A 15,464-nucleotide genomic window follows, 5' to 3' on the forward strand; every position below is an offset into this window, starting at 1 on the left:
CGCCGAACGGCCTGATCAACAGGCCTTCCCGTCCACCCGGTGGTACCGCCGTGACACCATGGGCCGAGCACCTCAGGGGGAGACATGACGGACAATCCGGAGCAGTACCTCCAGTACCCGCAGCAGTACGTCCAGCCGCCCCCGGAGGCGCCCCAGCCAGGTGTGCTCCCGCTGCGCCCGGTGGACGTCGGAGCCATGATCAACGGCTCGTTCCGGGCGATCTTCCGCAACTGGCGGTCCGCGATCCTGGTGCCGTTGGCCGCTTACCTGACCGCCATGCTCGCCGCCTTCGCGCCGGCGCGCGGCATGATCGCCGCGTTCGCGGACATGGCCGGCCGGCGGCGGCCGACCGACGATCAGTTCTGGGCCTTCCTCCAGAGCTGGTTGGTCTTCGCGGCCGTGCTGCTGGTGGTGTTCGCCGCGGCGTACGTGGTCACCCAGGCCGTGGTCACGGTCGTGGTGAGCCGCGCGGTGCTGGGCCGAACCACCACTTTCGGCCAGGCGCTGCGCGCCGCCGCGCCACGGATGCTGCCGCTGTCCGGCCTGGTGGTGCTCGTCGGGCTGATGGTGTTCGGCTGCGTTTTCGTGCCGTTCGGACTGATGGTGCTGGTGGCCGTGGCCACCGGCTCCGGCGGCGTGGTCGGCATCGGCATCCTGCTGTGCCTGGGTGGGGTGGTCCTGGCCTACTACCTTCTGATCTCCTACGTGCTTGCGCCGACCGCGCTGATCCTGGAGCCGGCGCCGGTGCTGACCGCGCTGCGCCGCTCCAGCTGGCTGGTGCGCGGCGGTTGGTGGCGGGTGTTCGGCATCTTCCTGCTGGCCATGGTCATGAGCTACGTGGCCAGCTACCTGGTGCAGATCCCGATCTCGGCGGTGCAGTTCACCCAGCTGCCGAACATCATGAACAGCCGGAACCCGGATCCGGCGGCGATGTTCGGCGCGCTGCTCTCGCCGCCCGTGATGATCGCGTTCGGCGTGCTGTACGCCGTGGCGATGGCGATCACACAGCCGTTCATGATCGGCGTGCTCACGCTGCTCTACCACGACCTGCGGATCCGTAAGGAGAGCTTCCACCTGCCGCTGTGGGAGATGTCGCAGCAGCCGGACGATCTGGTCACCCCACCGCCGTCAGCGCATCCCGAAGCCACGACGTGAGGTAGCCGGCGAACGAGGGTCGCACCAGCAGCCGGTACGTCGGCGCGTCGTCGACCTGGTAGAGCACCACGTTGGCGCGGGCCAGCATGGTCTGCGCGCACCGGCCCGGGCCGAAGGCGCGCGGGTGCAGGTCGATCGAGCAGCCCTGCTCCAGCACCTCACGGGCGTCTGCCCCGGACAGCTCCAGGGCCACTCGGTTGGCCGAGACGTCCACGACGGAACCGGGGGTGTCGCCGAGCGCGGCCCGCAGCTGGGCTTCGGTCGCGCCGAACACCAGCCACTGGTCGGGTCCGAGCCACAGCACGGCCTCGGAGCCGGTGTTCGGCACCACCGGCAGCGGCGTGCCGAGCAGCTCCCCGATCCGGGTCACCGCCGGGCCGACGGGATCGACCCGCAGGTCGACCTGGTGCGGCAGGTCGACCTCGCGCAGCTCGACGGTCGTGGTGTGGCCCTCACCCATCTCGGCGCGTCCCCTCCGGGTCGTAGAAGATCGGCTCGGTCACCGTGGCGGCGATCGTCCGATCGGCCAGCGGCGCCAGCACGGTCCGGCCGACGAGCTGCCTCCCACCCTTGACCAGCGCCAGCGCGAAGGTCCGTTCCAGCGCGGCGCTGTGGTAGCTGGACGTCACGTGGCCGATCATCGGCACCGGCGGCTCCAGCGGCGTGTCCGGCGCGATCAGCTGCGCGCCTTCGGGCAGCAGGTCGTCGGGGTTCTGCGGCAGCAAGCCGACCAGCTGCTTGCGGTCCGGCCGGGACGTGTCGGGCCGCTGGTACGAGCGCTTGCCGACGAAGTCCTTGCGTGGCGAGACGATCCACTCCATGCCGAGGTCGTGCGGGGTGACCGTGCCGTCGGTGTCCTGGCCGACGATCACGTACCCCTTCTCCGCCCGCAGCACGTGCATGGTTTCGGTGCCGTACGGCGTCGGCAGTCCGGTCGCCATCACGGCGTCCCAGACGCGGGCGCCGTGCCGGCCGTCCACATGGATCTCGAAGGCCAGCTCGCCGGAGAACGACACCCGGGCGATCCGCGCCGGGGTTCCGTCGCCCAGCTCGACGTCGCGGAACGTCATGAACTCGAACGCCGCCGCCGAGCAGTCCACGTCCGGCGCGACCAGGGCCATCACGGTACGGGCCTGCGGTCCGACGACCGCGATCGTCGCCCACTGCTCGGTGACGGAGGTGAACCACACCTTGAGGTCCGGCCACTCCGTCTGCGCCCACTCCTCGAACCAGTCCAGCACCGCGGCCGCGTTACCCGTGGTTGTCGTGGCCAGGAACCGGTTCTCGGCGATGCGCATGACCACGCCGTCGTCGAACACCATGCCGTCGGCCTTGCACAGCAGCCCGTACCGGCAGTGGCCGACCTTGAGCTTGGCGAACGCGTTGGTGTACATGCGGTTCAGGAACTCGCCGGCGTCCGGACCCTGGATGTCGATCTTGCCAAGGGTGGACGCGTCCATCACCGCGACGCCGGTGCGCGCGGCCCGGCACTCGCGGAGCACGGCCGCCTTCATGTCCTCGCCGGGCCGCGGGTAGTACCAGGGACGCTTCCACTGGCCGACGTTCTCGAACACCGCGCCGTTGCGGACATGCCAGTCGTGCATCGGCGTCATGCGCACGGGATCGTGCAGCTCGCCTCGATCCCGACCGGCCAGCAGGGCGAACGACACCGGCGTGTAGGGCGGGCGGTAGGTCGTGGCGCCAACGCCACCCGGCGTGGACGCCCCGAGCAGCTGCGCGATCACGCCGATCGCCGCGAACCCGGCGGTTTTGCCCTGGTCGTGTGCGGTGCCGATGGTGGTGTACCGCTTCACGTGCTCCACCGACCGCATGCCCGCTCCGGTCGCCCGGCGCACGTCGGCGACGGTCGCATCCCGTTGCAGGTCAACGAACTGGCGGTCCTCCGGGCCGTCCACGAACCACACCGGTTCCGGGGGTGCGGTGGCTTCCGTCGTGGTGTGAGGAACTTCCGGCAGGGTGCCGGCGAATCCGGTCAGCCGTGCCGCCTCCAGGCCGGCTCGGAAGCCTTCGTCCAGGCAGCCGGCGAGGTCGTAGACGGCGTTCGCGGCGCCCACGATGTGCTGCGCCTGCACGGACTTGTCCGGCACGAAGGCGGCGACCCGCTCGTCGTACCGGGTCTTGCCCTGGGACTGGGAGAACAGGTGCACGGCCGGGTTCCAGCCGCCGGACACCGCCAGCAGATCACAGGCGATCAGTCGGTCGCCCACCCGCACGCCGCCGATTCGGCGCGTGCCCAGCGCCTGCCGCACCACCGAGCCGGTGAGCACCTCGATGCCGAGTTCCCTGGCCCGGCTGACCAGCCCGGCCGGAGGATTCGGTCGACTGTCTACAATCGCCGATGTACGGTCGGCCAGGTCGAACGCCGTCTCGTATGCGCTGTCGTTCGTCGTCGCGACCACGATGTTTTCGCCCGGCAGCGCCGCGTACCGGTTGACGTACTGGCGGACCGCCGAGGACAACATGATGCCCGGCAGGTCGTTGTCGACGAACACCAGCGGCCGCTCGTGCGCGCCGGTCGCCAGCACCACCCGCCGTGCGCGAACGTGCCATACGCGGTGCTTTTCCGCCAGGGCAACGAAGTTCTGGTCGTAGTAGCCGAATGCCGTGGTGCCGGTGAGAACCCTGGTCTCCGGCAAGGAGTCGAGCTCCTCGACGGCGTCGGCCAGCCAGTCCAGCAGCCGGTTCTCCGTCAGGAGCGAGCCGCCGAGCTCGCGCTGCTCGTCGGCGAGGATCGTGCGCGCCCCGGTCCGCCCCGCTGCCAGCGCCGCGGCGACGCCCGCCGGGCCGCCGCCGATCACCAGCACGTCGCAGTGCACGTTCCGCTTGTCGTACCGGGCCGGATCCGGCGTGTCGGTCAACCTTCCCTTGCCCGACAACAGGTTTGCCGCCAGGCCGTCGACCAGCTCGACGGTCGTGGCCAGCTGCATGGGATCGTCCAGCTGCACCAACGCGTTCGGCTCGTCCACGCCCGCCGCGAAGATCCCGCGCGGCCGTCCCCGGTACGTGCTCGGCGCGACCTCCAGCAGCCCGTTCGCGATCATCGCCGACGCCAGCGTGTCGCCGGCGCAGCCCGTGTACTCGATGTCGTCCACGGTGAAGCGCAACGGCTTCGTGCGGTCGATTCGACCGCCCTCGGGGAGTCTCATCGGACGATCTCATGTGTCGCCGTGTCGCGGACGATGCTGAACCAGCGCCGGCACCCGGCCGCGTGCGACCAGCGTTCGGCGAACGGGCCCTTCGGATTGTCGCGTACGAACAGGTATTCGCCCCAGTCCTCATCGGACAGTTCCGCCGGCCGCTCCGGGTACGGCACACCCGCCTGGCCGCCGTAGTGGAACTCGGTCTCGTCGCGGTCGCCGCACCAGGGGCACGGGATGAGCAACATCGGTACCTCCCTCTAGTGTGCGACGGCCGCGGCGCCGTGCTCGTCGATCAGCGCCCCCGTGGTGAACCGCTCCAGGGCGAAGGGCGCGTTCAGCGGGTGCGCCTTGCCGGTCGCCAGCGTGTGCGCGTACGTCCAGCCGGAGGCCGGTGTCGCCTTGAAACCGCCGGTGCCCCAGCCGCAGTTGACGAAGAGGTTGTCCACCGGGGTCGGGCCGATGATCGGCGACGCGTCCGGGGTGACGTCGACGATGCCGCCCCAGGTGCGGAGCACGTGCGCCCGGGCGAAGATCGGGAACAGCTCCAGCGCGGCCGCCATCTGCTGCTCGATCACGTGCACCGAACCGCGCTGCGCGTAGGAGTTGTACGGGTCGATGCCCGCGCCCATGACCAGTTCGCCCTTGTGCGCCTGGCTGACGTAGACGTGCACGTGGTTCGACATCACCACGCACGGGTGCACCGGTTCCAGCAGCTCCGACACCAGCGCCTGCAGTGGATGGCTCTGCACCGGCAGCCGCACGCCCGCCAGGCTGGCCAGCACACTGCTGTGCCCCGCCGCCGCGAGCCCGACCCGGCCGGCGCCGATCGGCCCCAGGTTCGTCTCCACCCCGACGACCTTGTTGCCGTCCTTGAGAAATCCCGTGACCTCGCAGCCCTGGACCAGGTCCACGCCCAACTCGTCCGCCTTGCGCGCGAACGCCCATGCCACGTGATCGTGCTTGGCGATGCCCGCTCGCGGCTGCAGCGTCGCGCCCAGCACCGGGTAGCGCACGTCCGGCGAGGTGTTGACGATCGGGCAGAACTTGCGGACCTCGTCCGGGTCCAGCCACTGCGCGTCCACCCCGTTCAGCCGGTTCGCGTTCACCCGGCGGGTTCCCTCGCGGACGTCCTGCAGCGTGTGCGCCAGGTTCAGCACTCCCCGCTGGCTGAACAGGATGTCGTAGTCCAGCTCGGCGGACAGGCCCTCCCACAGCTTGAGGGCGTGCTCGTAGATCGCCGCGCTCTCGTCCCACAGGTAGTTCGAGCGGATGATCGTCGTGTTCCGGGCCATGTTCCCGCCCGCCAGCCACCCCTTCTCCAGCACCGCCACCCTGCGGATGCCGTGGTTGGCCGCCAGGTAGTACGCGGTGGCCAGCCCGTGCCCGCCACCGCCGACGATGACCACGTCGTAGCCGGACCTGGGTTCGGGATTCCGCCACAGCCGGTCGGGGTGCTCGGACATGACACCTCCAGGGAGCCTGCGCTGTTGCAGATTAAGCGCACCGTTGCGCTCTCCACAACACCCGTGCCGTGGCACCCCGCGAGTCCCGCTCTCCGTCCTACCGAAATACGGTTTCGGGCATACCCCCGCGAGTCCCGCTCTCGGGCACCTCGGCGAGTTCCGCCCTCGGGCTACTTCCGGCGTGGTTGCGTCAGGTGGGTGGGCCCGAGGACGGAACTCTCCAGCCCGAGAGCGGGACTCGCGTGCTGGCGGTCAGCCGGTGTGGCCGATGCGGTGGCTGATCTCCTTCGCGCCATCGGCCGCCAGCCGGGCGACCTCGGCGAACCGGTCGGTCGTCAGCCGGTACGACGGCCCGGACACGCTCAACGCCGCCACGACGTTGCCGTCCATGCCGCGGATGGGCACGGCCACGGCGTTCAACCCGATCTCCAGCTCGTCGGCGGTGCTCGCCCAGCCGGCGGCGAGGGCGGCGTCGAGCTCGGCGCGGAGCAGGCCGGAGTCGATGATGGTGCGAGGGGTGTACATGGTCAGGGGCCGGGCCAGCAGTTCCTCGCGGATGGTCGCGGGCTGGTTGGCGAGCAGGACCTTGCCGCTGGAGGTGGCGTGCAGCGGCGTCCGCTGCCCGACCCAGTTGATGGTGGCGACGGTGGCGTTGCCCCGCACCTGGCTGACGTTGATCGCGTAGCCGCCGTCGAGGATCGCGACGTTGACGGTCTCGCCGACCTGGGCGGCCAGCCGCTCGCACACCGGACGGCTCTCCCGGGACAGGTCCATCTGCGCGGCGGTGGCCCCGGCCAGCCGGACGATGCCGAAGCCGAGCCGGTACTTGCCGCGGTCGCCGGTCTGCTCGACGAGCCCTCTGGAGTCCAGCACGGACACCAGCCGGAACGCGGTGGACTTGTGCACCCCCAGCTCGGCGGCCAGTTCGGTGATGCCCATCTCGCCGTGCAGGGCCAGGAACTCCAGGACGGAGACCGCGCGGTCGACCGACTGCACGAGTGCGGCCGACCCCTCGCTTGAAGCCATGCGCGCACTGTAGTCGAGCTGATGGAGCCTTGACGGCGCATCGCCGGGTGCTCACTCTGTTGCGTGCAGCACGACAAGTTGTGCTATACGCAACCGGAGGTCGAAGTGATCGAGGTGTGCAGAGTCGCCGAACTGCCGCCGGGGGAGGCGGTCAGAGTCGCGACCGTCGACCCGCCCATCGCCGTCTTCCATACGGAAGGCGGCGAACTGTATGCAGTCGACGACACCTGCACGCACCAGGACGCCTCGCTGGCGGACGGCTGGCTGGAAGGCTGCACGGTGGAGTGCCCGCTGCACGCCTCCTGCTTCGACCTCCGCACGGGCCAGCCGAGCGGCCCGCCGGCGACGAAGCCGATCCGCACCTACCCGGTGATCGTCGAGGACGGCGTTATCCGGGTGGCCTACAGCGAAGTGGCCTGCTGATGCGCACGGCGGCGGTGGTCGGCGCCTCCCTGGCCGGTCTGTCCACGGCCCGCGCCCTGCGCCAGCAGGGCTTCGACGGCCGCCTGGTCATCGTGGGCGACGAGCCGCACCGGCCGTACGACCGGCCACCGCTGTCCAAGGAGTTCCTGGCCGGCAAGAGCTCGGACATCGGCCTGCGCACGCCGGACGACGAGGCGCTGGACTTCGACTGGCGGTTGGGCACGCGGGCGCTGAGCCTGCACCCGCGCGACCGGTCCCTGCAGCTGTCGAACGGCCAGACGCTGCGCTGCGACGGCGTGGTCATCGCGACGGGTGCCCGGGCGCGGTGGCTGCCGGGCACCGAGGGCGTCAACGGCGTCCACGTCCTGCGGACGTTGGACGACGCGATCCGGCTGCGCAGCGAACTCGTGCCGGGTGCCCAACTCGTGGTCGTCGGGGCCGGCTTCATCGGCGCCGAGGTGGCGTCGACCGCCCGCTACCTGGGCGCGGACGTCACGGTCATCGAGACGGAATCCGTGCCGCTGGCCCGCCAGCTCGGGTCGGAGATGGGTCTGGTCTGCGCCGGCCTGCACGCCGACCACGGCGTCCGCCTGATCACCGACGTCCCGGTGAAGCGCATCCTCGGGGCGAGCCGGGTCCGCTGCGTGGAGCTGGCCGACGGCCGGCAGATCCCGGCGGACGTGGTGGTCGTCGGCATCGGGGCGACGCCGAACTTCGAGTGGCTTGCCGGCTCGGGGCTGCAGCTGGCCGACGGCGTCGTCACGGATGCGGCCTGCGCGACCGGGTTGCCCGAGGTGGTGGCGGTGGGCGACGTCGCCGCGTCGTACAGCGTGTACCTGCACGACCGGCATCGCGCCGAGCACTGGACCAACGCCCTGGAGCAGCCTCTCACGGCGGCGGCGACGCTGCTGGGCGAGCCGCGGCCGCACCTCTCCGCGCCGTATTTCTGGTCAGACCAGTACGGGGTTCGCATCCAGTTCGCCGGTCGCCGGAGGGAGGGGGACACCGTCCGGGTGATCGAGGGCAACACCGACCAACGCAGCTTCCTCGCCGTCTACGAACGTGGTGATCTGCTGGTCGGGGTGCTCGGCATGAACCAGCCGAAGTTGTTCTCCCGGTGGCGACGGCAGCTGGCCAGGCCGGTGCTGGCCCCTTGACGAGCCGGCGGGCACCGTCAATGCTGTTGCGAATTCAGCGTGCCGTTGCGTAATCAGCAACAAGCCTGATCGGGGGTCCTCGTGGCGGAACTGTTCATCGGCGGGAACTGGACGGCCGGGAGCGACACCCGTCCGGTGCTCAACCCGTTCGACGGCAGCGTGCTCACGACAGTCGCCGAGGCCGACGCGAAGGACGCCCTGAGAGCCGTGCGAGCCGCCAGGGCGGCCTTCGATGCGGGCTCGTGGCCGAGGACGCCGGCGGCCGAGCGCGGCGCGCTGCTGAACACCGTCGCCGACCTGCTGCTGCGCGACCGCGACGACATCGCCAGAACGGAGACGCTGGACACCGGCAAGACGCTCGGCGAGAGCATCGCGGACGTGGACGACGTCGTCCGCGTCTTCCGCTACTACGCCGACCTGGCCGACAAGCACCCGGGCCGGATCGTCGACACCGGCATCCCGAACGCGCAGAGCAAGATCGTGTACGAGCCGGTCGGCGTCTGCGCGCTGATCACGCCGTGGAACTACCCGCTGCTGCAGGCGTCCTGGAAGATCGCGCCGGCGCTGGCCGCCGGCAACACGATCGTGGTCAAGCCGAGCGAGATCACGCCGCTGACCACGATCGCCCTGGTCCGCCTGATCGAGGAGGCCGGGATCCCGGCCGGCGTGGTCAACCTGGTGTTGGGCGCGGGCGCCACGGTCGGCGCGGCGCTGGCCGAGAGCGACGACGTGGACCTGGTGTCGTTCACCGGCGGCCTGGCCACCGGGCAGCGGATCATGGTCGCGGCCGCCGGCAACGTCAAGAAGGTCGCCCTCGAACTCGGCGGCAAGAACCCGAACATCGTGTTCGCCGACGCCGACCTTGAGACCGCCAAGGACCAGGCGCTCAACGCCGTCTTCCTGCACGCCGGCCAGGTCTGCTCGGCCGGGGCCCGGCTCCTGGTGCAGGACAGCATCTACGACGAGTTCGTCGCCGAGATCGCCGCCCGCGCCGACCGGATCCGGATCGGCAACGGCCTGGACGAGAACAGCCAGAGCGGGCCGCTGGTGTCCGAGGAGCACCGCGCCAAGATCGAGCGGTACGTCGAGTCCGCGATCGCCGAGGGCGCGAAGCTGCTCGCCGGCGGCCGCCGGCCCGACGAACCCGAGCTGCAGCAAGGATTCTTCTACCGGCCGACGGTGTTCGCGGACTGCCGCCGCGACATGACCGTGGTGCGAGAGGAGACGTTCGGCCCGATCCTCACCGCCGAACGCTTCTCCACCGAGGAGGAAGCCGTCGAGCTCGGCAACGACACCGACTACGGCCTCGCCGGCGCGGTCTGGACCCGCGACGCCGGCCGGGCCGCCCGGGTCGCCGGCGCGCTGCGGCACGGCACGATCTGGATCAACGACTACCACCCCTACCTGCCGCAGGCGGAATGGGGCGGCTTCAAGCGTTCCGGCATCGGCCGCGAGCTCGGTCCCACCGGCCTCGACGAGTACCGCGAGGCGAAACACGTCTACACCAACACCGATCCGAAACCACTCGGCCTGTTCCCGGGGTGATGAGGATGTACGACTTCGTCGTGGTCGGCGGCGGGTCCGCCGGCAGCTGCCTGGCCAACCGACTGTCCGCCGATCCCGCCACGAAGGTCCTGGTGCTGGAGGCCGGCCGGCCGGACTACTTCTGGGACGTGCTGGTCCACATGCCGGCCGCCCTCACCATGCCGATCGGAAACCGCTTCTACGACTGGAAGTACGAGTCCGAGCCGGAGCCGGCGATGGGCGGCCGGCGCATCTACCACGCCCGTGGCAAGGTGCTCGGCGGCTCGTCCAGCATCAACGGCATGATCTTCCAGCGCGGCAACCCGCTGGACTACGAGCGGTGGGCCGCCGACGAGGGCATGAAGTCCTGGGACTACGCGCACTGCCTGCCGTACTTCAAGAAGATGGAGAACTGCCTGGCCGGCGCGGATGAGTACCGCGGCGGCGACGGGCCGCTGGTCCTGGAGCGCGGGCCGGCGGACAGCCCGCTGTTCAAGGCGTTCTTCCAGGCCGTGCAGGAGGCGGGTTACCCGCTCACCAAGGATGTCAACGGATACCAGCAGGAGGGCTTCGCCCCGTTCGACCGCAACCTGCACCGCGGCCGGCGGCTCAGCGCGGCCCGCGCGTACCTGCACCCGGTGCGCAACCGTCCCAATCTGACGATCCGGACCCGGGCCTACACGACGAGGATCCTGTTCGAGGGCACGCGGGCGGTCGGGGTCGAGTACGTCCAAGGTGGACGGACGAAGGAGGTCCGGGCCGGCGAGGTCATCCTGTGCGGCGGCGCGATCAACTCGCCGCAGCTGCTGCAACTCTCCGGCGTCGGGAATGCCGAAGAACTGAAGGCATTGGGCATCGACGTCGTGCACGACCTGCCCGGCGTGGGGGAGAACCTCCAGGACCACCTGGAGGTGTACATCCAGTACGCCTGCACCAAGCCGGTGTCGGTCGCGCCGTACATGAAGTGGTACCGCAAGCCGATGGTCGGGTTGCAGTGGTTGTTCCGCAAGGGACCCGGCGCCACCAACCACTTCGAGGGCGGCGGCTTCGTGCGCGGCAACGACGAGGTGGCCTACCCGAACCTGATGTTCCACTTCCTGCCGATCGCCGTGCGCTACGACGGTTCCCTACCGGCCGGTGACCACGGCTACCAGGTGCACGTGGGACCGATGTACTCCGACGCCCGCGGCTCCGTGAAGATCACGTCCCGTGATCCGCGGGTGAAGCCGGCGCTGCGGTTCAACTACCTGACCACCGAGCAGGACCGCCGCGAGTGGGTGGAGGCGGTCCGGGTCGCGCGGAACATCCTTACCCAGCCGGCCTTCGACCCCTACAACGGTGGCGAGATCTCGCCCGGGCCGTCGGTCCAGACCGACGAGGAGATCCTGGCCTGGGTGGCCAAGGACGGAGAGACGGCGCTGCACCCCTCGTGCACGTGCCGGATGGGGGTGGACGAGCAGTCCGTCGTGGACCCGGAATCGCTGCGGGTGCACGGGGTCGAGGGGCTGCGGGTCGTCGACGCGTCGGTGATGCGCTACGTCACCAACGGCAACATCTACGCGCCGACCATGATGATCGCGGAGAAGTCCGCGGACCTGATTCTCGGTCGGCAGCCCCTGCCGCCGGCCGAGGTGGAGTTCTACCGCCACCGGGAGCAGTGATGAGTTCTGACGACGGACACGGGCTCGCTGAATTAGGCTACAAGCAGGAGTTCGAGCGAACTCTGGGGAACTTCCACACGTTCGCCGCCGGCATCAGCTACATCTCCATCCTCACCGGCACGTTCCAGATGTTCTACTTCGGCTTCTCCGTTGGCGGGCCGGCGAACTGGTGGTCCTGGCCGATGGTGTTCGTCGGCCAGCTGATGGTCGCGCTGTGCTTCGCCGAGCTGTCCGCCCGCTACCCGGTGGCCGGCTCGATCTACAACTGGTCCAAGAAGCTGGGCAACCCGCACGTGGCGTGGCTGGCCGGCTGGATGATGCTGGTGGCCTCGATCGTCACGGTGGCCTCGGTGGCGCTGGCCTACCAGATCACGCTGCCGCAGATCGCCGACTTCTTCCAGATCGCGCCGGACAACGCGGTGAACGCGGTCATCCTGGGCTCGGTGCTGATCCTGTTCAGCACGGTGGTGAACGCGTGGAGCACCAAGCTGATGGCGCGGATCAACAGCGCCGGCGTGTTCATCGAGCTGATCGCCGCGGTGCTGCTGGTGGTGCTGCTGGCGTTCGAGGTCGTGCGCGGGCCGCAGATCGTGCTGGACACCGCCCACAAGGGCGACGGAATGACCCTGGGCTACTTCGGGGCCTTCCTGGTCGGCTCGCTCGCGTCCGCATACGTCATGTACGGCTTCGACACCGCCAGCTCGCTCGGCGAGGAATCCCTGAACCCGCGCAAGAACGCGCCGCGGGCCATCCTGCGCGCGCTGATCGCCTCGTTCGTCATCGGTGGCCTGATCCTGCTGCTGGCGCTGATGGCCGTGCGCAACATCAACGCGCCGGAGCTGAGCACGATCGGCCTGCAGTACGTGGTGATCGACGTGTTGGGATCGGGGCTGGGCAAGGTGTTCCTGGTCGCCGTCGCGATCGCGATCACCGTCTGCATCCTGGCCGTGCACACCGCGGCGATCCGGATGACCTTCGCGATGGCCCGCGACAACAACCTGCCGGCCGGGTCGTGGCTGGCCAAGGTGCACGGCAAGCAGCGCACCCCGGTCCGGCCGGCGGTGCTGATCGGCGTGATCGCCGTGGTCCTGCTGGTGGTCAACATCGGCCAGCCGCAGATCTTCCAGCTGGTCACCAGCATCGGCGTCGTCCTCATCTACGTGGCCTACCTGCTGGTGACGCTGCCGATGCTGATCGCCCGCCTACGCGGCACCTGGCCCGGCAAGGACACGCCCAAGGGCGGCTTCTCGTTGGGGCGCTGGGGTTTGCCGGTGAACGTCCTGGCCGTGTTGTGGGGCGCGGGGATGGCCATCAACCTGGGGTGGCCGCGCAGTGAGGTCTACAACCCGACCCCGCCGTTCCACTGGTTCCTGCAATGGGGTGCGGTGTTGTTCGTGGGTCTGGTGGCGCTGGTCGGCTTCGGCTACTACTGGATCGTGTTGCGGCACAAGACCGGCGTCCTCGCCGACCACGCCGCCGAGGTGCCGGCCGTGGCGGCGGAGGAGGCGGTCTGATGCCGAAGGTCGTGATCATCGGCGCCGGCGTCGTCGGCTGCGCCCTGGCCGACGAGCTGACCGAGCGCGGCTGGACCGACGTCACCGTGCTGGACCAGGGGCCGCTGTTCGCCACCGGCGGCTCCAGCTCGCACGCGCCCGGCCTGGTGTTCCAGACGAACCCGTCGAAGACGATGGCCGAGTTCGCCACCTACACGGTGGAGAAGCTGGTCGGTCTCGGCGCGTTCACCCAGCTCGGCGGCCTGGAGGTCGCGACCACTCCCGAGCGGCACGCCGACCTCGCCCGCCGGCACGGCTGGGCGACGTCGTGGGGAATCCCGTCCTCGCTGATCGGTCCCGACGAGTGCCGGGCGCTGGTTCCCCTGCTGGGCAGGAGTGTTCTCGGCGGCCTGCACACGCCGACCGACGGGCGGGCCAACGCCGTGCTGGCGTGTGAGAAGCAGGCGCGGCGGGCGATCGACCGCGGCGCGCTGTTCGTCGGCCGGCAGAAGGTCGTCGCCGTCGAGCAGGCGAGCGGCCGCGTCACCGGCGTCCGCACCGAAACCGACACCTTCGCGGCGGACATCGTCGTGTCCTGCGCCGGATTCTGGGGCCCGGCGGTCGGCGAGCTCGTCGGCCTGACCGTGCCGCTGACGCCGCTGGCGCACCAGTACGCCAAGACCACGCCCGTCGCTGGGCTCACCGGCAGGATGCCGATCCTGCGGCACCAGGACCGGGATCTGTACTACCGCGACCACGGCGACCGGCTCGGCATCGGCTACTACGGCCACCGGCCGATGCCGGTCGACATCGGTGACCTGCCAACGGATCCGATGCCGTCCATGCTCACGTTCACGCCAGAGGACTTCGAGGACGCCTGGACCGCGTCCGCCGAGCTGCTGCCGGCGCTGGGCCGGTCGTCGGTCGGCGAGGGCTTCAACGGCATCTTCTCGTTCACCCAGGACGGCTTCCCGCTGATGGGGGAATCCCCGTCGCTGCGGGAGTTCTGGGTGGCCGAGGCGGTGTGGGTGACCCACTCCGCCGGCGTCGGCCGGGCGATGGCCGAGTGGCTCGTCGACGGGCAGCCGGCGACCGACGTGCACGAGTGCGATCTCAACCGGTTCGAGGAGCACCAACTCGCGCCCGCGTACGTGTTGGAGCGCGGCCAGCAGAACTTCGTCGAGGTGTACGACATCCTGCACCCGTTGCAGCCGATGGAGTCGCCGCGTCCACTTCGGACCTCACCGTTCTACGAGCGGCACCAGGAGCTCGGCGCGATGTTCCTGGAGGGCACGGGCTGGGAGCGGCCCCACTGGTTCGAGGCCAACGAGTCGCTGATCGAGCGGATCGACGTGCCCGAGCGTGACGACTGGTCGGCCCGCTACTGGTCGCCGATCGCCGCGGCCGAGGCCCGCACCACCCGGGAACGCGTCGCCCTGTACGACATGACCCCGTTGAAGCGCCTGGAGGTCAGCGGTGCGGGGGCGCTGGAGTTCCTGCAGGGCTTGACCACCAACAACCTGGCCAAGTCGGTCGGCTCGGTCACGTACACGCTGATGCTGGACGAGACCGGCGGTATCCGCAGCGACCTCACCGTGGCCCGGCTCGGCGAGAACAGGTTCCAGGTCGGCGCCAACGGCAACCTCGACCTGGACTGGATGCTCCGCCGCGCTCCCGAAAGCGTCTGCGTCAAGGACATCACCGCCGGCACCTGCTGCCTCGGCGTGTGGGGTCCACTGGCTCGCGACCTCGTGCAGCCGTTGGTGGACAAGGACTTCTCGCACCAGGCCTTCGGCTACTTCCGGGCCAAGCGGGCCTACCTCGGCGCGGTCCCGGTGACCGCCATGCGACTGTCCTATGTGGGCGAGCTCGGCTGGGAGCTGTACACCACCGCCGACATGGGCCTCAAGCTGTGGGACACGCTGTGGGCCGCCGGGCAGCAGCACGGCATCATCGCCGCCGGCCGCAGCGCGTTCAACAGCCTGCGGCTGGAGAAGGGCTACCGGGCCTGGGGAACGGACATGACCCCCGAGCACTCGCCGTCCGAAGCCGGCCTGGACTTCGCCGTACGCATGGACAAGGGCGACTTCGTCGGTCGTCAGGCACTGGAAACCCGTGCTGTCGAGCGGAAGCTGGCCTGCCTCACGGTCGACGACCCAGGCTCCGTCGTGCTGGGCAAGGAACCCGTGTGGTGCAACGGTTCCGCCGTCGGCTACGTGACCAGCGCGTCCTTCGGCTACAGCGTCGGGCGGACCGTCGCCTACGCGTGGCTGCCGCCCGCCGTCGCCGAGCCGGGCACGGCCGTGACGGTCGAGTACTTCGGGGAGAAGATCCCGGCAACGGTGCGCGCCGAGCCGCTGTTCGACCCCGAGATGGCCAGAATCCGCCGGTGAGAAGGGAA

At 70.0% G+C, this 15,464-nt stretch carries 12 protein-coding genes; 7 read left to right on the forward strand and 5 right to left on the reverse strand.

Annotated features, from left to right (window positions below):
* Positions 1-84 precede the first annotated feature (84 nt).
* Positions 85-1,155 (forward strand): DUF7847 domain-containing protein, encoded by a 1,071-nt coding sequence (locus BJ998_RS33790; protein ID WP_184867364.1) that lies wholly within the window; start codon positions 85-87, stop codon positions 1,153-1,155.
* Here BJ998_RS33790 and BJ998_RS33795 read toward each other — a convergent pair.
* The 5 genes from BJ998_RS33795 to BJ998_RS33810 form a co-directional block, all read right to left on the reverse strand.
* Positions 1,115-1,615, reverse strand: coding sequence for a sarcosine oxidase subunit gamma (locus BJ998_RS33795; RefSeq protein WP_184867365.1), 501 nt, complete (start codon positions 1,613-1,615; stop codon positions 1,115-1,117). The genes BJ998_RS33790 and BJ998_RS33795 overlap by 41 nt on opposite strands.
* Positions 1,608-4,322 carry a 2Fe-2S iron-sulfur cluster-binding protein gene (locus BJ998_RS33800; RefSeq protein WP_221338210.1) on the reverse strand — a complete coding sequence of 905 codons (2,715 nt, stop codon included), beginning with the start codon at positions 4,320-4,322 and terminating at the stop codon, positions 1,608-1,610. The genes BJ998_RS33795 and BJ998_RS33800 overlap by 8 nt, the downstream gene beginning before the upstream one ends.
* Positions 4,319-4,561, reverse strand: coding sequence for a sarcosine oxidase subunit delta (locus tag BJ998_RS46745; RefSeq protein WP_221338211.1), 243 nt, complete (start codon positions 4,559-4,561; stop codon positions 4,319-4,321). The genes BJ998_RS33800 and BJ998_RS46745 overlap by 4 nt, the downstream gene beginning before the upstream one ends.
* A gap of 12 nt (positions 4,562-4,573) precedes the next feature.
* Positions 4,574-5,779 (reverse strand): sarcosine oxidase subunit beta family protein, encoded by a 1,206-nt coding sequence (locus BJ998_RS33805; RefSeq protein ID WP_184867366.1) that lies wholly within the window; start codon positions 5,777-5,779, stop codon positions 4,574-4,576.
* A 252-nt stretch (positions 5,780-6,031) separates the two neighbouring features.
* A complete protein-coding gene (locus tag BJ998_RS33810; protein ID WP_184867367.1) occupies positions 6,032-6,805 on the reverse strand; it encodes an IclR family transcriptional regulator in 774 nt (257 codons plus the stop codon).
* Between the two features lie 105 nt (positions 6,806-6,910).
* Between BJ998_RS33810 and BJ998_RS33815 the strand changes: the two genes are divergently transcribed.
* The 6 genes from BJ998_RS33815 (at position 6,911) to BJ998_RS33840 (ending at position 15,456) form a co-directional block, all read left to right on the forward strand.
* The gene (locus BJ998_RS33815) at positions 6,911-7,228 is read left to right on the forward strand and encodes a bifunctional 3-phenylpropionate/cinnamic acid dioxygenase ferredoxin subunit (RefSeq protein WP_184869113.1); all 318 of its coding nucleotides are present in this window, start codon (positions 6,911-6,913) and stop codon (positions 7,226-7,228) included.
* The gene (locus BJ998_RS33820; RefSeq protein ID WP_184867368.1) at positions 7,228-8,385 is read left to right on the forward strand and encodes an NAD(P)/FAD-dependent oxidoreductase; all 1,158 of its coding nucleotides are present in this window, start codon (positions 7,228-7,230) and stop codon (positions 8,383-8,385) included. Before BJ998_RS33815 ends, BJ998_RS33820 begins: the two co-directional genes overlap by 1 nt.
* Before the next feature lie 81 nt (positions 8,386-8,466).
* A complete protein-coding gene (locus tag BJ998_RS33825) occupies positions 8,467-9,930 on the forward strand; it encodes an aldehyde dehydrogenase family protein (RefSeq protein ID WP_184867369.1) in 1,464 nt (487 codons plus the stop codon).
* On the forward strand, positions 9,930-11,570 hold the full coding sequence (gene betA / locus BJ998_RS33830; RefSeq protein ID WP_184867370.1) for a choline dehydrogenase: 1,641 nt from the start codon (positions 9,930-9,932) through the stop codon (positions 11,568-11,570). The genes BJ998_RS33825 and betA overlap by 1 nt, the downstream gene beginning before the upstream one ends.
* Positions 11,570-13,084, forward strand: coding sequence for an APC family permease (locus tag BJ998_RS33835; RefSeq protein ID WP_184867371.1), 1,515 nt, complete (start codon positions 11,570-11,572; stop codon positions 13,082-13,084). Before betA ends, BJ998_RS33835 begins: the two co-directional genes overlap by 1 nt.
* Entirely contained in the window at positions 13,084-15,456 is a 2,373-nt protein-coding gene (locus BJ998_RS33840; protein ID WP_184867372.1) for a GcvT family protein, read from the forward strand. The genes BJ998_RS33835 and BJ998_RS33840 overlap by 1 nt, the downstream gene beginning before the upstream one ends.
* The last annotated feature ends 8 nt before the right edge of the window (positions 15,457-15,464 follow it).

Source organism: Kutzneria kofuensis (assembly GCF_014203355.1).
GTDB lineage: Bacteria > Actinomycetota > Actinomycetes > Mycobacteriales > Pseudonocardiaceae > Kutzneria > Kutzneria kofuensis.